The 26,385-nt window shown below is 70.8% G+C and carries 23 protein-coding genes; 8 read left to right on the top strand and 15 right to left on the bottom strand.

Going from position 1 to position 26,385, the window contains the following annotated elements; translation table 11 throughout:
- Positions 1-75: 75 nt before the first annotated feature.
- The 15 genes from FM125_RS10790 to FM125_RS10720 all read right to left on the bottom strand — a co-directional run bounded on the left by FM125_RS10790 (position 76) and on the right by FM125_RS10720 (position 16,610).
- Positions 76-1,314 carry a polysaccharide pyruvyl transferase family protein gene (locus tag FM125_RS10790; RefSeq protein WP_180525525.1) on the bottom strand — a complete coding sequence of 413 codons (1,239 nt, stop codon included), beginning with the start codon at positions 1,312-1,314 and terminating at the stop codon, positions 76-78.
- Positions 1,304-2,785 carry a Coenzyme F420 hydrogenase/dehydrogenase, beta subunit C-terminal domain gene (locus FM125_RS10785; RefSeq protein WP_143745342.1) on the bottom strand — a complete coding sequence of 494 codons (1,482 nt, stop codon included), beginning with the start codon at positions 2,783-2,785 and terminating at the stop codon, positions 1,304-1,306. Before FM125_RS10785 ends, FM125_RS10790 begins: the two co-directional genes overlap by 11 nt.
- Positions 2,786-2,805: 20 nt before the next feature.
- A complete protein-coding gene (gatB, locus tag FM125_RS10780) occupies positions 2,806-4,308 on the bottom strand; it encodes an Asp-tRNA(Asn)/Glu-tRNA(Gln) amidotransferase subunit GatB (RefSeq protein ID WP_281251982.1) in 1,503 nt (500 codons plus the stop codon).
- Complete coding sequence (gatA, locus tag FM125_RS10775) at positions 4,305-5,918, bottom strand: Asp-tRNA(Asn)/Glu-tRNA(Gln) amidotransferase subunit GatA (protein WP_180525523.1); 1,614 nt, start codon at positions 5,916-5,918, stop codon at positions 4,305-4,307. The genes gatB and gatA overlap by 4 nt, the downstream gene beginning before the upstream one ends.
- A gap of 8 nt (positions 5,919-5,926) precedes the next feature.
- The gene (gene gatC / locus FM125_RS10770; RefSeq protein ID WP_087134596.1) at positions 5,927-6,223 is read right to left on the bottom strand and encodes an Asp-tRNA(Asn)/Glu-tRNA(Gln) amidotransferase subunit GatC; all 297 of its coding nucleotides are present in this window, start codon (positions 6,221-6,223) and stop codon (positions 5,927-5,929) included.
- A 194-nt stretch (positions 6,224-6,417) separates the two neighbouring features.
- The gene (locus FM125_RS10765) at positions 6,418-7,092 is read right to left on the bottom strand and encodes a hypothetical protein (protein WP_087134595.1); all 675 of its coding nucleotides are present in this window, start codon (positions 7,090-7,092) and stop codon (positions 6,418-6,420) included.
- A 30-nt stretch (positions 7,093-7,122) separates the two neighbouring features.
- Positions 7,123-8,625, bottom strand: a complete 1,503-nt coding sequence (locus FM125_RS10760) for a GMC oxidoreductase (protein ID WP_067191396.1) — start codon at positions 8,623-8,625, stop codon at positions 7,123-7,125.
- Between the two features lie 206 nt (positions 8,626-8,831).
- Positions 8,832-9,434: a GNAT family N-acetyltransferase gene (locus tag FM125_RS10755; protein ID WP_087134594.1), complete on the bottom strand. Its 603-nt coding sequence runs from the start codon at positions 9,432-9,434 to the stop codon at positions 8,832-8,834.
- Positions 9,431-9,928: a glutaredoxin family protein gene (locus tag FM125_RS10750; RefSeq protein WP_143745341.1), complete on the bottom strand. Its 498-nt coding sequence runs from the start codon at positions 9,926-9,928 to the stop codon at positions 9,431-9,433. Before FM125_RS10750 ends, FM125_RS10755 begins: the two co-directional genes overlap by 4 nt.
- On the bottom strand, positions 9,925-10,806 hold the full coding sequence (locus FM125_RS10745) for an inositol monophosphatase family protein (protein WP_087134592.1): 882 nt from the start codon (positions 10,804-10,806) through the stop codon (positions 9,925-9,927). Before FM125_RS10745 ends, FM125_RS10750 begins: the two co-directional genes overlap by 4 nt.
- Entirely contained in the window at positions 10,803-13,256 is a 2,454-nt protein-coding gene (gene ligA / locus FM125_RS10740) for an NAD-dependent DNA ligase LigA (protein WP_087134591.1), read from the bottom strand. Before ligA ends, FM125_RS10745 begins: the two co-directional genes overlap by 4 nt.
- 50 nt (positions 13,257-13,306) lie before the next feature.
- Positions 13,307-14,107 (bottom strand): PP2C family protein-serine/threonine phosphatase, encoded by an 801-nt coding sequence (locus tag FM125_RS10735; RefSeq protein WP_087134590.1) that lies wholly within the window; start codon positions 14,105-14,107, stop codon positions 13,307-13,309.
- Positions 14,108-14,113: 6 nt separating this feature from the next.
- A complete protein-coding gene (locus FM125_RS10730; protein WP_087134633.1) occupies positions 14,114-15,187 on the bottom strand; it encodes an adenylate/guanylate cyclase domain-containing protein in 1,074 nt (357 codons plus the stop codon).
- 8 nt (positions 15,188-15,195) lie between these two features.
- The gene (locus tag FM125_RS10725) at positions 15,196-15,753 is read right to left on the bottom strand and encodes a hypothetical protein (RefSeq protein ID WP_067188261.1); all 558 of its coding nucleotides are present in this window, start codon (positions 15,751-15,753) and stop codon (positions 15,196-15,198) included.
- Positions 15,754-15,800: 47 nt separating this feature from the next.
- Positions 15,801-16,610: a biotin--[acetyl-CoA-carboxylase] ligase gene (locus tag FM125_RS10720; protein WP_087134589.1), complete on the bottom strand. Its 810-nt coding sequence runs from the start codon at positions 16,608-16,610 to the stop codon at positions 15,801-15,803.
- 210 nt (positions 16,611-16,820) lie between these two features.
- On the opposite strand from FM125_RS10720, the gene FM125_RS10715 reads away from it, so the two are divergent.
- From FM125_RS10715 to FM125_RS12495, 8 genes are all read left to right on the top strand, one after another.
- Complete coding sequence (locus FM125_RS10715; RefSeq protein WP_070638833.1) at positions 16,821-18,407, top strand: acyl-CoA carboxylase subunit beta; 1,587 nt, start codon at positions 16,821-16,823, stop codon at positions 18,405-18,407.
- Positions 18,404-18,703 (top strand): acyl-CoA carboxylase subunit epsilon, encoded by a 300-nt coding sequence (locus tag FM125_RS10710; protein ID WP_245829994.1) that lies wholly within the window; start codon positions 18,404-18,406, stop codon positions 18,701-18,703. Before FM125_RS10715 ends, FM125_RS10710 begins: the two co-directional genes overlap by 4 nt.
- A gap of 476 nt (positions 18,704-19,179) precedes the next feature.
- Positions 19,180-20,736, top strand: coding sequence for a tyrosine-protein kinase domain-containing protein (locus FM125_RS10700; protein ID WP_087134587.1), 1,557 nt, complete (start codon positions 19,180-19,182; stop codon positions 20,734-20,736).
- A 140-nt stretch (positions 20,737-20,876) separates the two neighbouring features.
- Positions 20,877-21,704 carry a nucleotidyltransferase family protein gene (locus FM125_RS10695; protein WP_245829993.1) on the top strand — a complete coding sequence of 276 codons (828 nt, stop codon included), beginning with the start codon at positions 20,877-20,879 and terminating at the stop codon, positions 21,702-21,704.
- A complete protein-coding gene (locus FM125_RS10690) occupies positions 21,691-23,037 on the top strand; it encodes an oligosaccharide flippase family protein (protein WP_245829992.1) in 1,347 nt (448 codons plus the stop codon). Before FM125_RS10695 ends, FM125_RS10690 begins: the two co-directional genes overlap by 14 nt.
- A 32-nt stretch (positions 23,038-23,069) precedes the next feature.
- Positions 23,070-23,939: a hypothetical protein gene (locus FM125_RS10685; protein ID WP_087134585.1), complete on the top strand. Its 870-nt coding sequence runs from the start codon at positions 23,070-23,072 to the stop codon at positions 23,937-23,939.
- Positions 23,936-26,050 (top strand): acyltransferase family protein, encoded by a 2,115-nt coding sequence (locus FM125_RS10680; RefSeq protein WP_342743432.1) that lies wholly within the window; start codon positions 23,936-23,938, stop codon positions 26,048-26,050. Before FM125_RS10685 ends, FM125_RS10680 begins: the two co-directional genes overlap by 4 nt.
- Positions 25,975-26,295 carry an acyltransferase family protein gene (locus FM125_RS12495; RefSeq protein WP_425435832.1) on the top strand — a complete coding sequence of 107 codons (321 nt, stop codon included), beginning with the start codon at positions 25,975-25,977 and terminating at the stop codon, positions 26,293-26,295. Before FM125_RS10680 ends, FM125_RS12495 begins: the two co-directional genes overlap by 76 nt.
- The last annotated feature ends 90 nt before the right edge of the window (positions 26,296-26,385 follow it).

The raw sequence follows: 26,385 nt of genomic DNA, 5'->3' as shown, positions 1-26,385 counted from the left end.
AGCCTGTCCTGTCGAGCGGAAGCGACGTCGCGGTCCGCGATGCCGGAGAGCGGCCCGCCGGGTTCGCTCCTTCCCTCAACGGTGGCCGAGCGCAGTGTCCAGCGCCGATGTGAGCCACGCGCGCGCCCGGTTCCTCACAGGTTCCAACACCGCTTCGGGGTCGTCCACCAGCGGCTCGGACGGCCGGAGATGGGCTTCATTCGGCAGGTCCGCGCTGGTGCGGCCGAAGAGGGCCAGCAGAGTGTCGATGCGCGCGTTCTGTCCGCCATCGCGGGGAAGCACCACGACCGGAACGCGAAAAAGGATGCTGAAGAGCGTGGCGTGGAAGGAGTCGGTGACCACATACTCAGCGTCCCGGATGGCTCGGAGGAAGGCTTCGGCCCCTGCGTGTCGTGCGGCCCGAGGACCCGACGGGTGGAGGATGTCATGACGGTCCAGCCCCTCAGCTGCGGCCCTGGACTGCACAGCATCCACGACGTCGCTCCCGTTCCGGTACAACAAGTACGTCGCCACGTAGGGACGGACGCTCCTCGGCGGTGCGTCCTCGGAAAGTCGTCTCCAGAAGTCCGCATCGTGCAGGAGCGTCGGGTCGGGCATGACCGGCGGTCGTCGGCCACAGGTCTGTTCCACGAGGTCCGCAGCCGCAGTCTCCCGGACGGATACGGCCGCCATCTCGGGAAGAAGCCTGCGGAAGACGGGTTCGGCCTCCCCGAAAGAGTCGGCTCCGATGCTCGCCGCATAGGCGATCCGCTTGTGGGGGGAGGCGAAGTGCAGCAGGTCCATCGGGCATCCGCGACGGTAGTGGGGGTTCCACACCTGGTCCGAGCCGACGACGAAGGCGTCGAACTGGTCATCCAGACCGATGAGGTCCTCCGGACGCCGATAGATGCCGTCGGAGACCACCATCCGACCGCGAGTGAATCGGGTGAGCGCACGCGTGCGCTCGGCGCGGGCCGTGGCGGCCCGGGCTGCGGCGTCGTCTCTGCGGAGCCTGGCTCGCAGGACCTTCGGCAACACGCGCACTCCCGGCGGGACGTCACGCCACAGGCGGAACCTGACCGCTTCCCGGACTCGTGCGGCACGTGTGCCGCCGACGTCCTCGTGCCCCGAGACAGACACCGGGTCCGCACCGGGAGCATAAGGGTAGTTCTCCAGGACCACCGGAGCGTGGCCCTCCTGCCTCAACGCCTCGACGAGAGCGTAGTTCTGGAGCCTGTTGCCCACGTTGTCCATGTCGAAAATGCTCAGCACACCGATGCCGGCCTGGGACGTCATCGTCGACCCTCTCCCTGTTCTCAGCTTCTCAGCCGCCACGCCGTGCCCGCACTCGACGCATGGCGCTGCGCACCGCCGACCGCAGCCACGGGGCGTGCCGTTGCAGGGCACCGGCGACTCGTTTCTGGACGGACCGCTCATAGAGACGCTGATAGGCCCAGACGGTCGGACGGACGGCGTCCCTGAACCGGCCGAATTCGCCCGTCGCGCGCGTGTGGTCGAACGCACGGTCGGCCTCCGAGATGAGCGCCTCACGCATGTCGTACACCTCGGCTCGCCAGGTCGGAAGCGCCCCGTCGGGGCGGACGCGTTTCACCGGCACACGGCGTCGGCCCGCACGACCCCGCTGCAGTCGGTAAGCAAGGCCTTCCCGACGGTGCCGCAGCCCGGCCTCCTGGGATCGGGCCACGTCATCGGCCGAGATCTGCGTGGCGTCCAAGTCCTTCCGATAGCGGTCGACGATCTGTCGGGCGCCGTCGGATCGGATCACAGCGACGTTCGCGCCCTGGGGATCCTGCGCATAGGGGGCGATCCACGCGTCTCCGAACGAGATGTCCGCAGTCTCGTTGGTGACGTCGTCACACCATTCACAGGCCTCGTACTTGAACAAGCCCATCCCCCAGTCCGCGGCGAGGTGACGGTGGTTCTCCCGCGAGCGCTCCGTGCCGTCCATGTCCACGGTGGTGATCGCGTAGGAACCGGCGTCTGTATCCGTCTTGGTGCGGAAGTCGATCTCCGCCAGGCTGCCGGGGGCGACACCCTGTTCCCAGGCCATGGTCTCTGCGAAGCGCGTGGACTTCAGATGCCCGCAGACGAGTCCGACGCAGAAGCGCACGCGTTCATCGAAAAGCGGATCCTCGGCTTGGAGCAGGCGGACGGCCTTGATGTAGCACGGCAGACCGACGACGGCGTACCGCCCCTCGTTCTCCCGCACGTGGCGGAGGACCCCGGACATCTCGACCGGGTAGTACCGGGTCTTCGCCCGTCCACGGACCTCAGCGCTAGAGGAGGACACCCCGTAGCCGAAGAGCAGGGGGCCTCCCTCCGGTGTGACCTGTTCCCCTGGAGGAAGTGCGCCGACGTGGAGCACCGCATCGACGAGGTCTGCGTCCAGCAGCCGCTGGAGGAACCACGAGGTCATGCCTCCGGAACTGCCGTCATCACGGAACGACTCTGCAGACACGTGGCCGGCGAGGGTCTCCGCGTACCGCCCCACAGCGTCATGCCGCAGGTGGTCCCGTGCACCGCCGAGGAAGCCCGCCGCCAGCTGGTCCTCATCGTATTGCGTGGCGAACGGGCACACCCTCAGGTATCCGCCCTGGTGGTCCAGGTCCGCGCCGTCCTTCGGCGCCGCACGGTAGCGGCCGGTCCGGTCCATGCGGATCTCCAAGGGCGATCCTGCGAGTGCGGTGCAGGCACCGCAGCCGATGCACAGGTCCTGGTCGACGACCTCGGCCAGGAGCTCACGTGCCGTGCCCTGCTGCCGGTCCCGCCCCGGGACTCCAGGCATCCCAAGAAATGTCGCACGGGTCACCGCAAGCCCACCCGCTCCATGACGATCTCGCGGACGCGCCCGGCGTCGGCCTGACCGCGGGTGGCCTTCATGACGGGGCCGATCAGGGCGCCGATGGCCTGCATTTTGCCACCCTTGATCTTCTCCACCACGTCCGGGTTGTCGGCGATGGCGGCGTCGACGGCCTCGGTGAGGGCGCCGTCGTCGGACACCACGGCCAGGGAGCGGGCCTCGACGATCTGCTTCGGCGTGCCCTCGCCGTCGGCGACGTGTCCGAGGACCTGCTTGGCGATCTTGTCGTTGATGGTCTTGGCGGCGATCAGCTCCTCGACCTGCACCACGTGGCCGGGCTCCACGCCGAGCGCGGAGACCTCGACCTCGCGGGCGTTGGCGAGGCGGGCGATCTCGCCCATCCACCACTTGCGGGCGGCCGCCGGGGTGGCACCGGCCTCCACGGTCGCGGCGATCTCGCCGTCCACGCCGGCGTTGACCACGTCCCGGAACTCCTCGTCCGTGAAGCCCCACTCCGCCTTGAGGCGCTTGCGGCGCACGGCCGGCAGCTCGGGCAGCTCGGCGCGGACGCGCTCGACCCACTCGCGGTCCACCACCACCGGCACCAGATCCGGCTCGGGGAAGTAGCGGTAGTCGTCCGCGTCGGACTTCGGGCGGCCCGAGGTGGTGGTGCGGGTGTCCTCGTGCCAGTGGCGGGTCTCCTGGGTGACCGTGCCGCCGGCGGCCAGCAGGGCGGCCTGGCGCTGGATCTCGTGCTGCACCGCGTGCTGCACGGCGCGGGTGGAGTTCACGTTCTTCGTCTCGGTGCGGGTGCCGAAGGTGTCCGAGCCCTTGGGCATCAGGGACACGTTGGCGTCGCAGCGAACGTTGCCCTGCTCCATCTTCGCGTCGGAGATGTCGATCGCCTTGACGATGTCGCGGATCGCGGTCACGTAGGCGCGGGCCAGCTCCGGGGCGCGGTCCCCGGCGCCGACGATCGGCCGGGTGACGATCTCGATCAGCGGCACGCCGGCACGGTTGTAGTCCACCAGGGAGGCGGAGGCGCCCTGGATGCGGCCGGAGCCGCCCTGGTGGGTCAGCTTGCCGGCGTCGTCCTCCAGGTGGGCGCGCTCGATCTCGATGCGGAAGACCTCGCCGTCCTCCAGCTCCACGTCCAGGTGGCCATCGAACACGATCGGCTCGTCATACTGGGAGGTCTGGAAGTTCTTCGGGGTGTCCGGGTAGAAGTAGTTCTTCCGGGCGAAGCGGCAGGATTCGGCGACCTGCGCGTTCAGGGCCACGCCGAGGCGGATCGCGTACTCCACGACCTCCTTGTTCACCACCGGCAGGGTGCCCGGCAGACCGAGGTCCAGGGCGGTGACGTTGGTGTTCGGCTCGTCGCCGAAGGCGTTCGGGGCCGAGGAGAAGATCTTGGACCTGGTGTTCAGCTCCACGTGCACCTCGAACCCGAGGACCGGGTCGAACTGCTCCATCGCCTGGCCGAAGTCCATCACGTCGTTCGAGCTCACTGCTGGCCTCCTGCGGTCGGAGCGGCGGCGCGTTCGGCGCCCTTGACGAGGTCCGGGGCCTGGGCCCAGACGGGGGTGCCGCGGCGCTCGTCCAGGAGCGCCTCGACGGCGGCGCCCACCGAGTACAGGCGGGCGTCCTCACGGGCCGGCGCCACCAGCTGCAGGCCGTACGGCAGGCCGTCCACGGTGCCGCCCGGCACGGAGAGGCCGGGGACGCCGGCGAGGTTGGCCGGGATGGTGGCGATGTCGTTGAGGTACATCGCCATCGGGTCCGTGGTCTGCGCGCCCAGCTCGAACGCCGGGGTCGGGGCGGTCGGGGTGAGCAGCACGTCGACCTTCTCGAACGCGGCGGCGAAGTCCTCCTGCACCAGGGTGCGGACCTTCTGGGCCGAGCCGTAGTAGGCGTCGTAGTAGCCGGCGGACAGGGCGTAGGTGCCCAGGATGATGCGGCGCTTGACCTCGGGGCCGAAGCCGGCCTCACGGGTGGCCGCCATGACCTGCTCGATCGTGCCGCCGCCCTCCGGCACCACGCGGTTGCCGTAGCGGACGCCGTCGTAGCGGGCCAGGTTGGAGGAGGCCTCCGAGGGCATGATCAGGTAGTACGCGGCCAGGGCGGCGTCGAAGTGCGGGCAGGAGACCTCCACGATCTCCGCACCGGCCCCGCGCAGCGCCTGAACGTCCGCGTCGAACGCGGCCTTCACACCGGCGTCGAACCCTTCCGTGGACTGGTCGGCGATGACGCCGACCTTCACACCGGTGAGGTCGCGGTTGCCGGCGGCGGCCACGAAGTCGGCCTGCTCATCCGGCAGCGAGGTGGAGTCGCGGCGGTCGTGGCCGCCGATGACCTGCTGCAGCGCCGCGGCGTCCGCCACGGTGCGGGCGGCCGGGCCCACCTGGTCCAGGGAGGAGGCCATGGCGATCACGCCGTAGCGGGACACGGCGCCGTAGGTCGGCTTCATGCCGACGGTGCCGGTGAAGGCGGCGGGCTCGCGGATGGAGCCGCCGGTGTCCGAGCCGAGGGCGAACGGGGCGAGGAATGCCGCCACGGCCGCGGCGGAGCCGCCGCCGGAGCCGCCGGGCACGCGGTCCAGGTCCCACGGGTTGCGGGTGATGCCGAACGCGGAGTGCTCGGTGGAGCCGCCCATGGCGAACTCGTCCATGTTGGTCTTGCCGAGGATCGGCAGCTTCGCCGCGCGGATGCGCTCGATCACGTGGGCGTCGTACGGGCTCATCCAGCCGTCGAGCATCGTCGAGGCGGCGGTGGTGGGCTGGCCCACGGTGACGATGTTGTCCTTGACGGCCACCGGGACGCCGGCCAGCGGGTGCAGGGCCTCGGCCTCGGCACCGCCGGCGGCGCGGATCGCGTCCACCTCGGCGGCCACGGCGAGGGCCTCGTCGGTGTTCACGTGGAGGTAGGCGCGCACGCCGCGGTCGGAGGCGGCGTCGGAGCGCGGGTCGCCGTCGTACTCGGCGATCCGGTCCAGGTGCGCCTGCACGAGCTCCACGGAGGTGGTGGTGCCGGCGGCGAGGCGCTCGGCCATCTGCAGGGCGGTGAGGCGGACGAGCTGGTCAGCGGTCAGCTCGGCGTTCACGTCGAAGCTCTCAGTCATGGCTGTGCTCACTCTCCGTCCAGGATCGCGGGGACCTTGAACTGGCCGTCCTCGGAGTCCGGCGCCTGGTCGAGGGCCTGCTCCTGGGTCAGCATGTCCCGCGGCTCGTCCTCGCGGAAGACGTTGGTCAGCGGGATCGGGTGGGAGGTCGGCACGACGTCCTCGCCGGCCACCTCCTGCACCTGGGAGATGGAGTCCAGGATGAGGCCGAGCTCGCCGGACAGGGTGTCCAGCTCCTGCTCGCTCATCCGGATGTGGGCCAGGCGGGCCAGATGGGCCACCTGGTCTCGAGTGATCTCAGCCATGGATCTCCTCGGTCGTGGATGTGCGGGGACCGGCACGATCCGCTACAAGGCAGACCGCCGGATACTGCCCCGAGTCTATCGACTGCGGCACTTGGCCGGGGACGCGGCGACGGGCGGGAGACGTACCGGTGTCCCGCCCGTCGCACTCTGTGCTCGACCATGTGAGGCGGCGGACGCCTCATCTGCAGGGGCCGTCAGAACTCGGGCCTCGAGTTGAAGGTGCCCGGGAAGTAGCCGACCTTCTCGGAGAGGTTGTTCTCCTGGTTCACCGTGTCCTGGACCGTGGCGGACATGAACAGGTTGTACCGGTACTGGGAGAAGGCGGCGGTCAGGATCGAGCCGAGACCGGACCCCACGGTGTAGCGCAGGGGGATGCTGACCGACTCGCCCGGCGCCAGGGTGCCGAGGTACGTCCACGTCCAGCTGCGCGCCGCGGTGCCCGAGGGGGAGAACTGCACCTCAGCCATCGGGGAGTCGACAAGCGTGTAGTTCAGCGTGGACGACGCGGCGTCGTAGTCGTAGTTCATCATCCTGGTGTCGAGCGTGCCTGCAGGATTCTCGGCCGCGTTCGGACCCAGGTTGGTGATCACCATGGCCGACGGCGCCGAGGCCCTGAACCGCTCGGTCGAGGTGCTGCCGAACGCGTAGACGGGCTGATCCGTCACGTAGGCCCAGGTGTCCGGGTCCGTGGTGGGGTCCAGCAGCTCGACGGACAGGTCCGTGGGACCGACCGGTACGGTGGAGGCTGCAGCGGCCGGGGCAGATGTTGCGAGGGCCACGGCACCGGCGCTCCAGGCCGAGGCGGTGAGAACGGTGCGCCGGGACGTCCGGAGGGACTGCGAAGCGGTGGTGGGGGTCATCTCGTTCATGCGACTTCTTCTCTTTTCCTGCACCCGGGCTCAGAGCCGGCCCGCGGAGGCCAGACGATCCATGTTCCGCTCCGCGAGGGCGGTGATGGTGACGAAGGGGTTGACGCCGATGCGTCCCGGGATGAGCGAGCCGTCCACGACGAAGAGGTTGGGCGCCCCCTTGACCTCGCCGTTGAGGTCTGTCGCCTCGCCGATCACCATGCCGCCGAGCGGATGGTAGGAGAAGTAGTCCGTGAACTGCTTCTGCTTCTCGAACAGGTCCGTCCGATAGGTGGCCCCCGGGACGACGGCGAGGACCTTGTCGAACATCGCCTTGGTGGAGGCCACGGACGGCGCCGAATGCGAGGCGGTCCACGTGTTGACCAGTCCACGCTGGGCGTCCCAGCGCAGCTCGGCGAGGTTCTCGTTGCCGGTGATGGCCAGGTAGACGCTGGTGTTCAGCTCCATGGACGTGGGGAACGGCGCGATCTCCGCGAACACGGACGACGGCGAGTCGTTCCAGTTGCGGATGCCGAGGGCCGGCATGCCCGCCTGCAACACGTTGGTGCGGTCCCGGTGCCGGATGGCCAGCATCGTGTTGCCGTTGGGCCCCCACTTCTGGCCGATCGCCTCATTGGAGTCCAGGCCGGGGACATCCCCGTCGGACTGGGCTCGGCAGACGAGCCGAGAGGTGCCCAGCGAGCCTGCGGCGAGGACGACCTTGTCATACCTCACCTCACGCTGGGAGAGGACTGCACCCTTGAAGTCGATCGTCTTCAGGGAGAGGCGGTAGCCGTCGCCGTCGGACACCAGACGGGTCACCTCGGTCATCTGGATCAGGTTGACCAGGCCGGTGGCCCGGGCCTCCGCAAGGATGGTCTTCGGCAGGGAGCGCTTGCCGTAGTTGTTGCCGAAGATGACCTCCTGGGCGAGCGCGGAACGCTGAGCACCCCCATAGCCGGAGTGCTCGCGGCGCATGTGGTCCCAGTCGTACACGTTGGGCACGTCCACCACCTCGAAGCCGGCACGCTTGGCGTGACGGGCCGCGGTGCGGGCGAACTGGTAGTACTCGGCGGTGCCGATGATGTCCTTCGGCGGCCGGGCCACCTTCAGGGATGCGTTCGCGCGCGGGAAGTAGGTGCCGAACATCTCCTCCGCATCGACCTGCGGCAGGACCTTGGAGAAGTAGCTGCTGCTCGGGGTCACGGCCATGCCCCCGTTGACCAGCGATCCGCCGCCCACGCCACGGCCGACGTAGACCTTCATCTGGTCGAAGTACTCGATGTCCAGCACGCCTGCGGCCTGGCCGATGCGGCGGTTGATGAGGTCGAGGCCGCCGAGGTAGGCGAAGGGCATGTCCGTGCGGCTCTTGAACCACATGGAGCGCTCGTTCGGGGAGGCCATGCCGGTGAAGATGCGGCCGTTGGACATGGGGGCCATGGTGTCCCAGTCCACGCCCATCTCGATCAGGTCGACGGCCATGCCGCGACGGGTCAGATGGCGGGCGGCGACCGCGCCGCCGTAGCCGGAGCCGATGATGGCGATGCGTGCCACTGGCTGTCCTTTCAGCGTGCCGCCGACAGTCCAGAGCCGTCCTGGTCTGGGCAGGATCTGGGCAGGAGGAGAGCACACGGATTCGGGGGATGACGTGCGTAGCGGCATGACAGGAGTCGACCGCCTCAGAGTGGACTGTGGACGCCTCAAGGAAGGAGCACAGCGGCCTTCAGATGAGGCGGCACTGCCGCTCGGACGTGACTGTATCAGGTCAAGTCCAGCCTGAACACAGGGAACGGTCCCTTGTCCTCCTCCGGCGGGATCCCGGGGATGACCTCGGAGAGCATCCAGTCCCGGCTCGGCACGTGCTCGAATCCGTAGGCGGTGTAGAGCCGCTGTGCCCCACGCATGGAGAGCACCGTGGACAGCACCACGGCGCGCACGCCCTCAGTCTGCCTCGCCCGCTCGATCACGGCCTCCACCAGGGCTCGGGCCACACCGCGGCGGTGCAGGTCCGGGTGCACGGCGAGCATGCGGAACTCGAACTCGTCCTCGTAGGCGACCTCGGCCCAGGGGTGGCCGTGCGGGGCGAGCACCACGGAGCCGGCCACGCGGGGCCGGCCGTCCACGGGGACCTCGGCCACGAGCACCTCGGCCTCGGCGGCGCGGGTGGCCACGTCGCGGAGCTTGGGCAGGTAGGCGTCGTCCGGCTTCACGTGCCCGCCCTGGACGTAGGCCTGCTCGGTCAGCTCCGCCACACAGGCGTAGTCCGCCTCGGTGATCGGACGCACGACGACGGCCGTCCGCCCTTCGTTGTCCGCTCCCCCGGTGGACGTAGTCGGCGTGGCCTGCTGCTCGTCTGCGCTCATGCGCCCCTCCTCCGTGCGGCCGCCTGCAGCATCTGGCGCAGGCGTGCGATGTTCTTCTCACCGGTGACCACCACCGCCTGGCGGCGGCTGACGGCGGTGGGGACGGTCTCGTCCGGCCGGCCCTCGAGCACGCCGGTGCGGCGTTCGTGGGCCTCCCAGAGCTGGGCGCGGCCCTGCTCGTCGGTCCAGATGTTGACCCAGTAGGCGGTGTCCCGCTCCTGTGCGCTCAGGCTCCGGATGAGCTTGAGGCAGAACTGGCAGCCGGGGCGCCAGTAGAGCACCACTCCCCCGTTCGCCACATGTTCCTCGACGCCGGAGGCCGGACGGGAGGAGACCTTCATGGCCGGCCAGTACCAGACGCCGAAGGCGGCGATCAGCAGTCCGGGGATCACGAGCCAGATGTTGCCGTCGACCGCGCCCCAGCCCGCGAAGGCCAGGCCGAAGCAGGTGAAGACCACCGGGTAGTACCAGGGCTGTCCGAACAGTCTCCTCATGCCATCGCCGTCCGCAGGGAGTCCTCGACCCGGCCGACGTGCCCGGCCAGCATCCAGTCCGGGTGGGCGTCGCCGTCGGGGTGGGCCGGGCGCACCACGGGCACGCCGGCCTCCTCGGCGATCAGGGCACCGGCCGCCCAGTCGTACTCCTGGGTGCCGTACTCCGCGTAGGCGTCCAGGGTGCCGTCCGCGACCATGCACAGGTCCAGGGCGGCCGAGCCGATGCGGCGGACGTCCCCGAACTCTGCGAACACCGCGGCGAGCGCCTGGACCTGGCGGGCGCGGCGTTCGGCGTCGTAGCCGAAGCCGGTGGCGATCAGCCGCCCCGAGCGGCCCGGCACGGGGCCGGTGAGCCGCACGGGAGCGTCACGGTCCTCGCGGGCGGAGGCGGCCGTCGTCGCGTCCACGGTGGAGTGCGCGCCGCCGCCGGCGTGCGCGTACCAGGTGCGGCCGAGCGCCGGGGCGACGACGGTCCCCGCCAGCCAGCGCCCCTCCCCGTGGCCGTCCGGCCCCCAGACCGCCACGGACGTGCAGAACTGGGGGATGCCGCGGATGAAGTTGGTGGTGCCGTCCAGCGGGTCGATGGACCAGCGGTACCCGGTGGGATCGTCCGGGACCGTGGCCCCGTACTCCTCACCGGTGATCTCGTCCTGCGGCCGGTAGCCCGAGATCACCGCGCGCACGGCATCCTCGGCGCGGCGGTCGAAGTCGGTGACCCAGTCCGAGCCGGAGGACTTCGTCTCCGCGCCCAGTGAGGCCGCGGTCAGCGGGGTCGCCGGGTGTGCGGCGGTCCAGCGCTCGTTGAGCACGGCGGCGCCGGCACGGGCGGCGGCCCGGGCGACGGCGAGCAGTCCGGCGGGGGTGACGGCGGCGCTCACCTGTCCTCCTCCGCACCCTCGGACGCAGCGGCCTCCTTGGCGTCAGCGCCCTCGTCGGCGTCGGCGCCCTCCTCGGCGAAGGCCTCGGGTCCTTCGGCGAGCAGGCGCTTGAAGCCGTCCTCGTCCAGCACGGGGACGCCGAGGGACTCGGCCTTGTCCAGCTTGGAGCCGGCGGAGGCGCCGGCCACCAGGAAGTGGGTCTTCTTGGACACCGAGCCGGAGGCCTTGCCGCCGCGGACCAGGATGGCCTCCTTGGCAGAGTCGCGGCTGAAGTCCTCCAGGGTGCCGGTGACCACCACGGTCACTCCCTCCAGGGTGCGCGGGGTGGACTCGTCCTGCTCGTCCTCCATGCGCACACCGGCGGCGGCCCATGCCTCCACGATCGCCACGTGCTCCGGCACGGCGAACCACTCCACCACCGCCTCGGCGATGATCGGTCCGACGCCGTCCGTCTCGGACAGGCGCTCGACGTCCTTCGCCTCCGCCACCTCGCGCAGCGCGTCCATGGAGCCGAAGGCCACGGCCAGGGAGCGGGCGGCGGTGGGGCCGACGTGCCGGATGGACAGCGCCACGAGCACCCGCCACAGCGGCTGGGACTTGGCCTTCTGAAGCTCCTCGAACAGGCGCAGGGTGTTGGCGGTCGGCGCGGACGGCTTCTTCGCGGAGCCCTGGGTGAAGAACGCCGGCTTGAGCTCCCACACGCCGGACGGCACGAACTTCCCGTCCACCTTGGTGCGCTTCTCCCGCCAGACCCGGACGTCGCCGAGCGAGCGCTGCAGGTCCGTCAGGCCGTCCTCGCCGCGCGGTCCGGTGATCTCCTCCGGGGTCCCGGTGGCGAGGTCGAAGACCTGGGCGGTGGAGGTGAGCACGCCGGCGCCCTCCGGGGTGACCACGCCCTCCTGCCCTGCCGGGTCCGGGCCGGGACCGGTGGTGAGCCAGACGGCGGCCTCCTCGCCGAGCGCCTCCACGTCGAACGCGCCGCGGAATGCCAGGTGCTCCATGCGGCCGGCCAGCTGGGCCGGGCAGGTCAGCGAGTTCGGGCAGCGCAGGTCCACGTCCCCCTCCTTGGCCGGGGCCAGGGCGGTGCCGCAGGACGGGCACTCGGCGGGCATGACGAACTCGCGCAGCTCCTCGCCGGCGGCCTCGGCCTTCTCACGGAGCGGCAGCACGGGGCCAACCACCTCGGGGATGACGTCGCCGGCCTTGCGCAGCACCACCGTGTCCCCGATGAGCACGCCCTTGGCCTTGACCACGTCCTGGTTGTGCAGGGTGGCCATGGAGACGGTGGACCCGGCAACCGTGGCCGGCTCCATCACCGCGTACGGGGTCACCCGCCCGGTGCGGCCCACGGAGACCTGGATGTCCAGCAGCTTCGTGTGGACCTCCTCCGGCGGGTACTTGTAGGCGGCGGCCCAGCGGGGCACGCGGGAGGTGTGGCCCAGGGCCCGCTGGTCCGCGAAGTCGTCCGCCTTCACCACGATGCCGTCGATCTCATGCACCAGCTCGTGGCGGCGCCGGCCGTACTCGGCGATGACCTCGAGGATGCCCTGCAGTGCCGTGTCCCCGAGCCCGGTCACGGTACGGGTGTACGGGCTGGTGGGCAGACCCCAGCCGGCGAGCGCCTCATAGGTCTCGCCCTGGCTGGACAGGTCCAGGCCGGAGTGGGCGCCGATGCCGTGGACGAACATGCTCAGCGGGCGGGCGGCGGTGACCTTGGGGTCCTTCTGGCGCAGCGAGCCGGCGGCGGCGTTGCGCGGGTTGGCGAAGGGGGCCTTGCCGTCCTCGGCGCGGGAGTCGTTGAGAGCGCGGAAGTCCGCGGAGGACATGAAGACCTCGCCGCGGACCTCGAGGTCCTCCGGCCAGTCCTCGCCCTCCAGGCGCTGCGGGATGGAGCCGATGGTGCGGACGTTGTGAGTGACGTCCTCGCCGGTCACGCCGTCGCCGCGGGTGGCGGCCCGGGTGAGCACGCCGTTCTGGTAGCGCAGGTTGACGGCGAGCCCGTCGATCTTGACCTCCACGAGCCAGCGCGGCTCGGCACCGGGGCGGGCGGCCGCCACAGCCTCGGCGGTGCGGCGGAACCAGACCTCGAGCTCGCTCTCGGAGAAGAGGTCCTCGAGGGAGTACATGCGGGCGCCGTGGGTGACGGGGGCGAAGGCCTCGGAGGCCTCGCCGCCGACCTCCTGGGTCGGCGAGTCGTTGGCCACGATCTCCGGGTGGAGGGTCTCGAGGTCCTCGAGGCGCCGGTAGAGCCGGTCGTACTCGGCGTCGGAGAGCTCGGGGGCGTCCTTCTGGTAGTAGGCGGTGCGGGCGGCGCGCACCTGCTCCACCAGCTCCTGGTACTCCTCGCGCAGGGAGGCCTGCGGGGTGTCCTCGGCGTCCGATACATGCGCCTCGGCGGCGGTGTCGGCGGGCACGGCGGACTCGGCGTGGGGATCCTTCTGGGCAGTCACGGCCCCAGCCTAGTGAACGGGCGGGGCGGACACCGCCGGCGGCGCCCTGCTCAGCCGGCGGTCGGCTCCGCCTCTGCGGCGGCCTCAGCGTCCTCGGGGATCTGCACGAGCACCACGGTGACGTTGTCCCGGCCGCCGCGCCAGAGGGCGGCCTGGACGAGGGCGTCCACGGCGGACTGTGGGTCCGTGTTGTCCTCGAGCAGGGCGAGGACCTCCTCGTCCAGCAGCTCGCCGGTCAGGCCGTCCGAGCAGAGCAGGAAGCGGTCTCCGGGCACGGCGTGGACCTCGCCCACGTCCACGACGAGCTGCTCGGTGGTGCCGAGGGCTCGGGTGATGACGTTGCGGCGCGGGTGCACGCGGGCCTCATCCGGTGTGAGCTCGCCGGCGTCCACGAGCATCTGCACGGCGGAGTGGTCCACCGTGAGCTGCTGCAGCACCGCGGAGCCCGCCGGGCGGCGGTAGACGCGGGAGTCGCCGACGTTGGCCACGGCCCAGCGCCCCTCCGCGGGGTCGAGAGCGGCCAGCAGGGTGAGGGTGGTGCCGGAGCCGTCCGGACCCTGCTCGAGCACCGCCTGGTGGGCGGCGTGCACGAGCTCGCCGAGGCCCTCGAGGGAGGGGCCGCCCTCGGCCTGGACCAGGCGTGCGAGGCCGTCGTCGAGGGCACGCACGGCGGCGGCGGAGGCCACCTCGCCGGCGGCATGGCCGCCCATGCCGTCCGCGACGGCGGCCAGGAACACGGGATCGGTGAGCACGGTGTAGGAGTCTTCGTTGAGCTCGCGGACGGCGCCGACGTCCGTGCGGGCGGCCACCAGCGGATGCTGCGGAGACGTCTGGTCAGTGGAGTCGGTCATGCATCCTCATCGGTCGAAGTCGAGGCCGTCGGCGGACGCGGCCAGCAGCATGGAGGGTCGGATCTCCCCGAAGCCGCGCACGATCTGCGGCGGCTGCGGGACCAGGACGAAGCGGTCGTCCCGGGCCAGGGCGGCGGCGGTGAGGGAGTCCACCAGGACGGTCCCCGGATCGGCCAGCACCGTCAGCCGTGCGGCCAGGTTCACGGTGGGGCCGTAGATGTCTCCGAGGCGGGAGAGCACGCGCCCCCAGGTGAGGGCCACGCGGGCCGCCGGGAGCACCGGGTCCTCGGACATGGCGCGGGCCAGGTGCAGGGCGATCCTTGCGCCGACCTCGGGGGTCTCGGCGTTGAAGAGGACCTCGTCTCCGATGGTCTTGACCAGCCAGCCGCCTTCGGCCGTGATGATGTCCGCGGCCCGGGCCTCGAAGCGCTGGACCATGCGGGCCAGGGTGCGCTCGTCCATGGTCCGGGACATGGAAGTGTAGGAGACCATGTCCGCGAAGCCGACGGCGCGGGCCAGCGGGAGCGGGGCGTCGTCCTCGGAGCCGTCACGGCCCCGCTCGGAGGCGGCCAGCCCGGCTTCCACGTTGACCGTGAGGCGCTGGACGGCGTTGTTCAGCTGGCGCCGGTAGACGGTCTGCATGACCTTCTCCAGCGGGGTGATGAGCTCCGGGAGCATGTCCACCACCTCGCGGCGGGCCTCCGGGTCGGACATCCCGGAGGCCACGCGGTCCTCCACGAGGGCCTCGATCTGCCACACCACCATGCGGTCCGTCATCTGGCCGATCGAGCGGGCCAGGGAGCCTGCGGTGGCCTCGGTGAGCACGCCGCGGCGGACGAGGGACAGGATGACTTCGAAGGACTCGAGGTCCGCGGCCGTGAAGACCTTCTCGCCGTCGGGCACGTGGGAGAAGCCCAGGGACTGCCAGATGGGGCGGGCGGACTCGGCGGGTATGCCGAGCCGCTCGGCGGCCTCCTCGCGGGTGTACCTGCGCGGGCCCACCACGAGCCCGGCGTCCAGGGTTCGCATGGCGGTGGTCCAGCCGGGGTTCTGCGGGAGCGCGTCGCGGTCGCGCGGCATGTGGTCGGTCACCGGCCCCACCTTCCGGTGTGCGTTCCGGCGGCGTGGCGCGGGACGGCGGCCCAGGCGCGCTCGCTCCGGCGGCGGGCAGAGACGGTCTCGTCCGCCATGGCGGCCTCGAAGCGCTCGATCTCCGGGACGTTCGTCAGGCGCCAGTAGACCTGCTGGAAGGCATCCTGGAAGGTGACGTGCAGGTCCCCGGCGCCGGAGCCGCGGCGGCGCTGCTCCACGGCGGCGATGCTCAGCAGCGGCATGGACCGCTCCCCGCCTCCGAGGGGGCCGGACTGCACCAGACGGTCCGAGGTGAGCACCACGGTGCGAGTGGCCCACCGCCACAGCGGGCGGACGGTCCCCAGCAGCACCACGAGGGCGGCGATCACCATGGCGGCCGCACGCAGCGGCGTCACGTACTGCGCCAGGGGCGCGGCAAGGTCCGGCCGTTCCAGCCAGCCCACCACGAAGGCCAGGGCGGCGGCGGTGAGGACCAGGACGGCGCCGGCGCCGAGCAGCTGGCGCGGGTGGGCGCGCGTGCGGATCACGACGTGCTCGTTCTCCTCGAGTCGCATCGCCCCTCCTTCATGTCTGCGCGGGCGGGCACGCCGCCAGGCGGCGGTCAGTGCACACGGCGGACGTCTCCGCGCAGGTGGACCACGTCCCCTGCGCTGATCTCACGCACCGCCATCTTCTCATGGCCCCCCGTGGCGGATGCCACACGCAGGGTCCCGCCGGGGCCGAGTCCGATGGCCTCACCTTCGAGCACCTCTCCACCGGGCAGCTCGGCCCGCACCTGCCGTCCCAGTGTGGACAGATGGTCCACGACGCCGGCCACGCACCCGTGCGTGCCGTCCACCACCCCGCCGTCGGCGGGCAGGGCGCCGGCCCAGCCGCGGACCCGGTCCAGGACCGCCGCGCGGATGCGGGCGGCCAGGTCCCGGGGGGCGGGAAGCTCCTCGGCAGGCATCCAGTCCGAGAGTGCGGTGGCGGTCTCCACGGGGACACCGGCGCGGTGGTCCACGTTCACGCCCATGCCGACGGCCACGCCCCCGCCGGGGGTGACCGCGGCGAGCACGCCGCACAGCTTGCGGCCGTCGGCCACCAGCACGTCGTTGGGCCACTTCAGGTGGGCCGGGACACCAAGCTCCCGGACGACGTCCACCACCGCAGAGGCCACCACGAGCGAGAGCCAGGAGTAGTGCTGCACGCCGACCGGCGGCCGCCAGGCCGCCGGGGTCAGGTGGACGGTCAGGGCGAGGGCCGTGCCGGGCGGAGTCGTCCACGTACGCCCCTGACGCCCACGGCCGGCGCGCTGGTCCGCCGTGGCGAGGGCGCCGCCGTCGGGAAGCCCGGGGCCGCCGGGGGCGAGCCTGCGCAGCAGCTCGTCCTGCGTGGAGTCCACGGTCTCGAGCCAGATCATCTCGGTCATGACTCCTACCTATACCGCAGTGCCCTGCACGGCTCCTGCAGAGCCCGGCCGGTGTTTTGGAGGTTTCCTCCAAGCCGCTGACGACGCGGCGCGTGCCTAGACTGGCGAATTGCGGCAGTTCCGGCCAGCCTTCTGGACCAGGAGGGATTGTCCGAACCCTGCAATCCGCCGCAGGACGCACGAGAACGCACCGTCGCAAGGAGAGCATCCGTGACCTCACCGGACCTGACCACCACGGCCGGCCGCCTCGAGGACCTGCATCAGCGCCTCGAGAAGACGCAGGCCCCCAGCGGGGAGGCCGCCGTCGAGCGCCAGCACTCCCGCGGCAAGGGCACCGCCCGCGAGCGCATCGAGATGCTGCTGGACGAGGGCTCGTTCGTAGAGCTCGACGCCCTGGCCGTGCACCGCACCACCGCGTTCGGCATGGACGCCAAGCATCCGGCCGGCGACGGCGTGGTGGCAGGCTTCGGCACCGTGGACGGCCGCCAAGTGGCCGTGTACTCGCAGGACTTCACCGTGTTCGGCGGCTCGCTGTCCGAGCGCAACGGCCAGAAGATCGTGAAGGTCCAGCAGTTCGCCGCCCGCAACGGCTGCCCCGTGGTCGGCATCCTGGACGGCGGCGGCGCCCGCATCCAGGAGGGCGTGGCGTCCCTGGCCCAGTTCGCGGACATCTTCCGCGCCAACGTGCTCGCCTCCGGCGTGGTCCCGCAGATCTCCCTGATCATGGGCCCCTCCGCCGGCGGCGCCGCCTACTCCCCCGCCCTGACGGACGTGGTGGTCATGGTGGACAAGACCTCCCACATGTTCATCACCGGCCCGGACGTCATCAAGACCGTCACCGGCGAGGACGTGGACATGGAGACCCTCGGCGGCGCGCACTCGCACTCCACCACCTCCGGCACCGCCCACTACATGGCCGAGTCCGAGGAGGACGCCATCTCCTACGTGCAGGAGCTGCTCGAGTTCCTGCCGTCGAACAACCTCGCCGAGGCCCCCGTCTTCCCGGCCCCGGCGGACCTGGAGGTCACCGAGGAGGACGAGGAGCTGGACACCCTCGTCCCGGACTCGGCCAACCAGCCGTACGACATGCTGGACGTGATCGGCTCCGTGGTGGACGACGGCCACATCCTGCAGCTGCAGGAGCTGTACGCGCCGAACGTGATCACCGGTCTGGCGCGCATGGACGGCATGTCCGTGGGCGTGGTGGCCAACCAGCCGATGCAGTTCGCCGGCACCCTGGACATCGCCGCCTCGGAGAAGGCCGCCCGTTTCGTCCGGTTCTGCGACGCCTTCAACATCCCCATCCTCACCTTCGTGGACGTCCCCGGCTTCCTGCCCGGCACGGACCAGGAGTTCAACGGCATCATCCGCCGCGGCGCGAAGCTGATCTTCGCCTACGCCGAGGCCACCGTGCCGAAGCTGACCGTGATCACCCGCAAGGCCTTCGGCGGCGCGTACATCGTGATGGGCTCTAAGAAGCTCGGCGCGGACCTGAACCTGGCGTGGCCGTCCGCGCAGATCGGCGTGATGGGCCCGCAGGGCGCCGTCAACATCCTCTACCGCAGGGACCTGGCCGCCGCGGCCGAGGCGGGCGAGGACGTGGAGGCCACGCGCGCCCAGCTGGTGCAGGACTACGAGGCCGAGCTGCTCAATCCGTACCAGGCCGCCGAGCTCGGCTACGTGGACGCCGTCATCCCGCCGTCCCACACCCGCGTGAACCTGCTCAAGGCGCTGCGGGCCACCCTGCACAAGCGCGAAGCCCGGCCCGCCAAGAAGCACGGGAACATGCCGCTGTGAGCACCGAGCAGAACCCGGAGCGCTTCGACGCGGACACCACCGCCGCCGAGGAGACGCAGGAGGCCGTGCAGATCTCCGGCGCCCACCTGGAGCCGGAGGAGATGGCCGCGCTGACCGCCGTCATCCACCAGCTGCAGGCCGGCACTCCCCCGGTGGAGAGCGAGCGCGGGGGCCGCGAGCAGCACCGCCCCTCCGGCCCGCGCGGCGTGGACCGCACCCTGGACCGCCGCCAGCGGCTCGGGCTGTGGGCCCGGCCCGGCTCCGGCCAGTGGCGGCGGGGCGAGGGGCCGCAGTGACCGGAAACCAGCATCGTCCGCTGACTCCGGACACCTGCATCCGCGCCGTCCGCCGACCATGGACCCAGGACCCTACGACCCGCGAGGTATATGCGCTTCCGCCCGGCCACAGTCAGGCGGTCCGGCTCAGCGCCGCGGCGTCGGCCCTGTGGCAGGCTGCTGTCGAGCCGACCACAGTACGCCTGCTTGTCTCCCGCTTCGCGCTCGAGGCTCCTGCCGAAGACACGGCTGAGGACATGGAGCCACTCGTGCTCGCCTGCGCCGGGACGCTCCTCCAGTGCGGGCTGATCGTCACCGTCCCTCCACGAACCGACCACGATCTGCACCCCGACGGATAAGGCCCGCGGCCACCCGCCCCGAACCGAGGCGGGGGAGAGCATGACATCGTCTAGCATGGCCTGAGAGATCTCGGGCGAGGCTCCGTGCCCCCCCGAGGGAACCGAAGACATCCAGTCCCCCATCAGCGAAGGGCCCACATGGCAGAGACCAGCGCACCACAGGACGAGCGCTCGAACTTCAGTCCTCGAGACCTCTTGCGGGTCCTTCGCGACCATTGGCTGATCGTGGTCGGCTGTGTCGCTCTGGGCGTTCTCCTCGCGTCCCTGTGGACGCTCACGCAGCCGCGGACGTACCAGTCGCATGCTTCGGCCGTGGTGACCGCCGGGGTGAATGAGAACCTCGGCATCGCTCTGACTGCGGACAACCTCGCCAAGTCGAAGGCCACCCAGTATCAAGAACTGGCCACCTCTCGCGCAGTCGCCGAGGGGGCCGTGAAGCAGGCCGGCCTGGACATCAGCCCCGAAGCCGCGTCCGGCGCGGTCACGGCCACCGTTCCGCCAGACACCGCCGAGGTGCGCCTGAGCGTTGTCCAGGACTCCCCTGACGCAGCCCGCGCGCTGGCCGACTCCTGGGTCTCCTCCCTGGCAGAGGAAGTCTCGAACATCGAGAACCAGACCCTGCCCGGCGTCGAGCAGTCCGAAGAGTCCTCGGCACAGTCCATCGTGAAGGTCCTTCCGCTGGTGCAGGCCACACAGCCGCAAACCCCGCACACCCCGAACGTGCGGATGGCGCTGGCCCTCGGCGCTCTGGTCGGACTGGTCGTCGGCCTCGGCGTGGCGGCTCTGCGGTCGTTGAACGACCGTCGCATCCGAGGTGTGAAGGTCCTGGAGGAGACCTTCGGCCTCACCGTCCTCGGGACCATCCCCGCCATGGCAGGTCTGGGCCGCCGCGCGCAGAGGAACCGAACGCAGTCGAAGGACTCGAATGCAGAGGTGGAGAGCCGCTCGGCACTGCTGGAACTGACGGGTCACACCGGCCGGGACGATTTCCACGTCGTGGAGGCCTTCAAGGAGCTGCGGACCAACCTCCAGTTCCTGCGCCCGGACAACCCGCCACGCATCATCGTGGTCACGTCCGCGGCTCCCGCCGAGGGCAAGTCGACCGTGGCGGCGAATGCCGCCATCACGCTGGCACAGTCGGACGTGCCCACAGTGCTCGTGGATGCCGATCTGCGCCGTCCGACCGTGGCGGGCTCCTTCCACGTGGAGGGCTCCGTGGGCCTGACCAACGCCGTGGTGGGCAACGCCCAGGTGGACGACGTCCTCCAGCCGGTCTCCGAGGTCGAGAACCTCACGGTCCTCGCCTCGGGCCCGGTTCCGCCGAATCCGTCCGAGATCCTCGGCTCCGACCGCTTGGAAGCCATCCTGCGTTCGCTCGCTCAGGACCACATGGTCATCGTTGACGCACCACCGCTGCTGCCCGTGACGGACGCCGCAATCCTCGCCGCCAAGTACGACGGCTGCGTCCTCGTGGTGACCGCCGGGCGGACGACCCGTGACGAGCTGGCCAAGTCCCTGGGCAACCTCGAGAAGGTCAACGGCGACGTGCTCGGCACGGTCCTCAACCGCGTCCCCACGCGCGGCAAGGAGGCCGGATACTACGGCTACTACGGGAAGTCCTACTACTCGTCCTCGGCGACCCCGGACCAGGACTTCGACGTCACCAGCCGGAACGCCGGCTCCACCCGGGAATGACCGACGGCGCGGGCGCCAGGGGCGCGACGCACCGAGCGGTGCTGCCACTGCGCGACGCTGTAGGCCTGGCCGCGGCGCTGGCCGTGGAGTCAGCGGACCGAGTGGGAGCCCGGGCGCTGCTCCTCAAAGGTGAGGCGGCCATGGTCCAGGGTCTGCGTCCCGTCGGCCAGCCATCCGATGTGGACCTCCTGATCGAGCCGCAAGAGCTGGCGGCGCTGGAAGGAGAGCTGCGGCGGCTCGGATGGCGGCGGCGGCCGGAGGACGATCAACTCAAGGTCTTTCCGCATCACTCGGTCACCCTGCTCCATGATGACTGGCCGTGCGACCTGGACGTCCATACGCGCTATCCCGGAATCGACCCCGCAGCGTCCGCAGACGCGTTCGCCCATCTGTGGCAGTCCCGGGAGACGGTCGAGGTGGCTCATTGGCCCGTGCCGGTTCCGCGCCGCCCCGAACACGCCGTCATCATCGGACTCACGGCGTTGCGTGAGCCCTGGGACGAGCGGTGCCAGCGGCATCGACAGCACCTCGTCCAGGTGCTCGTGCAGGATCCCGAGCTGCGGTCGCACCTGCTGGAGGCGGCAGAGGCCCTCTCCGCCACCTCTGCTCTCCTCCCCCTGCTGCAGGAGCTCGGCCTCGGCCCGGTCGAGGCGGACGTTCCGCCCCCTGACCGTGAATGGCTGCTGTACACGCATGCCCGTGTACCCGCCACGCTACGACTCGTCCGCCTGGTTGAGGCGAGCGGACGCGAACGCCTGAGGATGCTGGCGGATGCCCTGGCTCCGAGCCGGACTGCCATGGCTTCCCAGGACCTCGGTCTCGAGACAGCCGGCCGCGCCCAGTTGTGGCGTGCTCGCCTGTCACGCCTGCGCCGCGGACTGCGCACCGCCCCCGCCATGCTCCGGGACTTCCGCGCCTACCGTCGAGCCCGGACGACCACGAGCGGAGGGTCCGATGGCCGTCGGTGACAAGGCCGCGCGGGGAGTCGAGGCGGCGCGCCGCGGCATGGGCCGCAACATCGTCGTGCAGATCGTCTCCCTCGCGATGCCACCGCTGCTGGCTCTCGTCACCGCACCCGTCCTGGCGCATGGGCTCGGTGTGACCGGTCGCGGCGAGGTGGCGGCCGGCACCGCCACACTGCTGTTCCTCAGCGCCGTGCTGACCTTCGGGCTGCAGGAGTCGGTGACCCATCACGTCGCCCGATACCCCGGATCCGAACGTACGCTGCTCATCCAGTCGGCAACAGTCATCGCAGGGCTGGGCGTGCTCGGCGGCATCGGGACCTGGTTCATGGCGCCGTGGCTGGCGGACGGAAACCCGGAGCTCACGGTCATCATCCGCCTCACAGCAGCCCTGGTGGCGCCGACCCTCGTACGGCTGGTGCCGAGAGCGATCGCCTCAGGGCGGCACCAGTGGGGCCTGGTCGCATGGGAGTCTTGGCTCACGGCCATCGCGCGCGCCGTGACCCTGGTCCTCCTCTGGCTGACCGGCCACCTGACAGTCCTCTCGGCCGCCTTGACCATCGCCCTGATTCCGATGCTGTGCGGACTGGTCTACCTACCCCTGACCATTCGCGTGCTGAAGACGCCTTCCGCTCCCTCCGCAGAAACACCCTCACAGCGCGCCGTCCTCGGATTCGGGTTGAAGATCTGGCTGGGGTCCCTGTCAGGCATCATCCTCACACGGGTGGACCAAGTGCTGATGGTGCCGCTGTCGAATGAGGCCGAACTCGGCCTGTACGCTGTGGCCGCCTCCATCGGTGAGGTGCCGACCGTCGTCTCCACCGCTGTGCGCAATGTGGTGTTCGCGGCGGATTCCGCGGAGTCCGACCCCCAGACTCAGGCGAAGCGGCTCCAGCAGGCGAGCAGGCTCGCGGTCGCGGGGTCGGCGCTCGCCGCATTCGCTCTGGGCGCCACGATGCACTGGTGGATCCCCCCGCTCTTCGGCCCGGGCTTCGCCGATGCCTGGACCGCGGCCGTGATCCTCCTGCTCGCGACGGTCGTCGGCACGTCCGGATCCGTGGCCGGGGCCGGGCTGGGCGCGCGCGGCCGTCCCGGCCTGCGCAGCATCAGCATGGCGGTGGGAGCCTGCGTCAATCTGCTGATCTTCCTTGTGACGGTCGGCACGTGGGGCGTGATCGGTGCCGCGCTGTCCACGCTGGCGGGAGCCTTCGTCTCGGGCAGCATGAACATTGTCTGGCTGCGTCGGGTGTTCGGCATCCCGGCCAGGGGGTTCTATGGGATCCGCTCCGAGGACGTCCGTCTCATCCGTTCGATGCTCACCCGGCTCTTCCGCCGCTGACCTCCACGCCTCCGCCGAAAGGACTCCGCAGCATGAACATGGACTCGACCGCCCCCCGCCCCTTGCGCGTCGCCCAGAAGGGATCCCGCATCCTCTCCCTCCGGGCACGGAACCGGTTCTCGAAGGCCCCGGTCACCGGTGCGGCCCCGGTCACCGTCTCGCTGACCTCCTACGGGCCACGGATGGCCGTGGTCGGCCACACGCTGGAATCGCTGGCGTCCGGCTCGGTCCTGCCGGCCCGGATGATCCTCTGGGTGGACGATCCGGAACGGGCGGTCCAGGAGAACCCCATGCTCGGCCGGCTGCGCAGCCGTGGACTGGAGATCGCTGCCACCCCTGACTACCGCTCGCACAAGAAATACTTCCCCGTACTGGAGCAGACGGGTCCCTCGGAGACACCGATCGTCACGGCAGACGACGACATCCTCTACCCGCGCACGTGGCTGGAGGGCCTGGTCCGCGCGCACCGCGAGTACCCGGGACACTTCCTCGGATACCGGGCGCATCGGCTGGCATTCGACGATGATGAGCTCGCCCCCTACTCCTCCTGGGGCGAGACACCGGTGGAGACGCATTCTCCCCGGGCGTTCCTGACCACCGGGGCGGGAGCCGTGTACCCCCGCGCACTTCAGGAGGCACTGGTGGAGCGGGGGACGATGTTCCAGACGGTCTCGCCCCGCGCAGACGACGTCTGGGTGAATGCCGTGGCGGTCGCTGCGGGAGTGCCGAAGCGGCGCATCGGAATCGGTCATCTCGGGGCCTTCTACACGTACCCCCGGACCCAGGGGGGCGGACTCCACACCCACAATGTCTCGGAGGGCGGCAATGACGCCCAGCTGCGCGCCACGCATGCGGCCCTCGGCCTCACCGCCGCGGACTTCGCGGAGACGGAGGGGATGTGACGCAGCGGTCACAGGAAGAACCGCGGTCACGTCACCGCGCAGACGTGCAGGGCCTCCGAGCCCTCGCAGTGGGCCTAGTGGTCCTCCATCACGCCGTCGGCCGCCCCGCCGGCGGCTATGTGGGTGTGGACGTGTTCTTCGTCATCTCTGGCTTCCTCATCACGGGGAACCTGCTGCGGGACGTGTCCCGAGCCGGGCGGCTCGACCTCGTCCGGTTCTACGCGGCACGTGCCCGGCGCATCCTGCCTGCCGCGCTGGTCACGGCGGCCGTGACGGTGGCGCTGGCCTGGCTGACCTGGTTCCGGCCCCAGGCACTGCAGGTGACCCTGGACGGCCTCTGGTCGTCGCTGTGGGTGGCCAACTGGCACTTCATCGCCACCGGTACGGACTATCTCGCCGGCGACGCCGCGCCGTCCCCTTTCCAGCACTACTGGTCCCTCTCCGTCGAAGAGCAGTTCTACGCCGTCTGGCCTCCGGTGCTGATGCTCTTCATCCTGGCGGGGAGGCGCGTCCGCCGGGCCCGTCCGCTGACCGTCGTCCTGGCCGGTGTGGCCCTCCTCGCCGCGGCCGGCCTGGCATGGTCCGTGATCATGGTGGCGGTCCGCCCGGCGTTCGCGTACTTCGATCCGATCGGACGCAGCTGGGAGCTGCTGGTCGGAGCCATGGTGGCGGTGCTGGCCGCTCAGGGGCTGCTGCACCGGCCCGGTTCCCGTGCCTGGTCCTTCCAGCGCTGGTCGCTGCTCGTCGGCCTGGCGGTGATCCTGCTGGGGTCGATCGTGCTCACGGAGGACAGCGCCTTCCCCGGCGCTGCGGCCCTGCTGCCCGTGGTGGGCTGCGCTCTGGTCCTGGTCTCCCGGAGCGACGCGGTGGGAGCACCACTGCTGACGAACCGGGTGGCCACGTGGCTCGGCGACATCTCCTACTCCCTCTACCTCTGGCACTTCCCCGTGTTCGTCTTCGGCCATGCCTGGGGACTGGTGGACGGTCTCCTCTCATCCGTCCTGGCGATGGCAGTCTCCGTGCTGCTCGCCTGGGCGTCCTACCACGGGGTGGAGCAGCCCTTCCGCCGCCGGAGCGCGGCCCGCAGCCTCCCTGCCCGTTCGGTGCGCGCCTCCGCGATGATGGGAGGGGCCGTCGCCGGCGTCATCCTCCTCTGCACGGCGGTGCAGTTCCTGCCCGGGCGGACTATGGTGATCGCCGACCGCACCACGACCGTGGCCACGGTCTCCACAGACCAGCACTTCTCCACGACGGCGAACCTCTCCCAGGCGCTGGAGCAGGCAGCCACCTCGCCCGAGCCGTGGACGTCTTCCCTCTCCCCGTCGCCCGATGTGCTGGGACAGCAGCAGATCGCGGCTCCGATGCGCGAGTGCAGCAACACCGCCGGTCAGACACAACTCTCCGCCTGCACGGTGGGCCAGGGCCCGCGCCAGGCCCTGTTGCTGGGCGACTCCGTGGCCCTGGCATGGACGCCCGCGGTGGCCGAGGCACTGGGAGACGCCTGGACCCTCACCGTCGTGGGTGTGGCCAGCTGCGCACCGTGGGACACCCCCCATGGTGCGCGGTGGGACGATCCTGCGTTCCCGGCAGCCTGCGCACAGAGTCGGGAGGCGGTGAACGACCTCGTCGCAGAGCAGTCCCCGGATCTCGTGCTCGCCTCCGGGGCACACGGCGGCTACCGTCTGCAGCCGGACGGCGTGGACGACCAGGACGCATGGCGTGACGGGGCGGCCCAGGCGGCCCGGCGCTGGCAGGGGTCCGGGGCGCAGGTCGTCCTCCTCGGCGCCCCGCCGCTGGGTGAGGACCCCCGGCAGTGCGTGCGCCGTTTCGGCACGACCCTCGACTGCCTGGGTCTGATGGATCCGGACACGGACGAGGTGGCAGAGGCCCTGGACGCAGGGGCCGCCGCCGCTGACGCGGCCTACGTGGACGTGCGCGGCTGGTTCTGCACGGATCGGCGGCAGTGCCCTGCGGCCGCGGGCGGGCTGATCATCCGCACGGACCCGACCCACATCACCTCCGCCTTCGCCGAGGCATTGGCCCCTCTGATGGCCGAAAAGCTGGACGAGGCTCTGGGCACCGCCGCTCACACAGGGAAGGACACACCCTGACTGTTCCCGCCCCTACCCGGGCGGCAGCTCCCCGGGACGTCGGAATCGACGCGTTGCGGGTGGCCGCCATCGCCGCCATGGTCTGCGACCACCTGGTGCTCCCGGAACCCTTGCGAAACGCGATCTACGGCTGGCACGTCCCCCTCTTCTTCTTCCTTTCGGGCTGGTTCTACCCGCCCGGCCGGCGCCCGATACAAGAGTTACGGGGCCGATGGACGTCCGTGGGACGACCCTATGTGTTCTAGCCCGTCCTCATCGGAGCCCTCGAGGCGGTCGTCTCCGTCGCCCACGGCGGTATGAGTCTGCGCCGGGTCGGCGCTCACCTCTGGGGCGGA

Origin of the sequence: Micrococcus lylae (genome assembly GCF_900163825.1) — a bacterium.
In the GTDB taxonomy this organism is placed as follows: domain Bacteria; phylum Actinomycetota; class Actinomycetes; order Actinomycetales; family Micrococcaceae; genus Micrococcus; species Micrococcus lylae.
The sequence above is the reverse complement of the archived record's forward strand: the minus strand, read 5'-3'. Positions and strand labels throughout refer to the sequence as shown.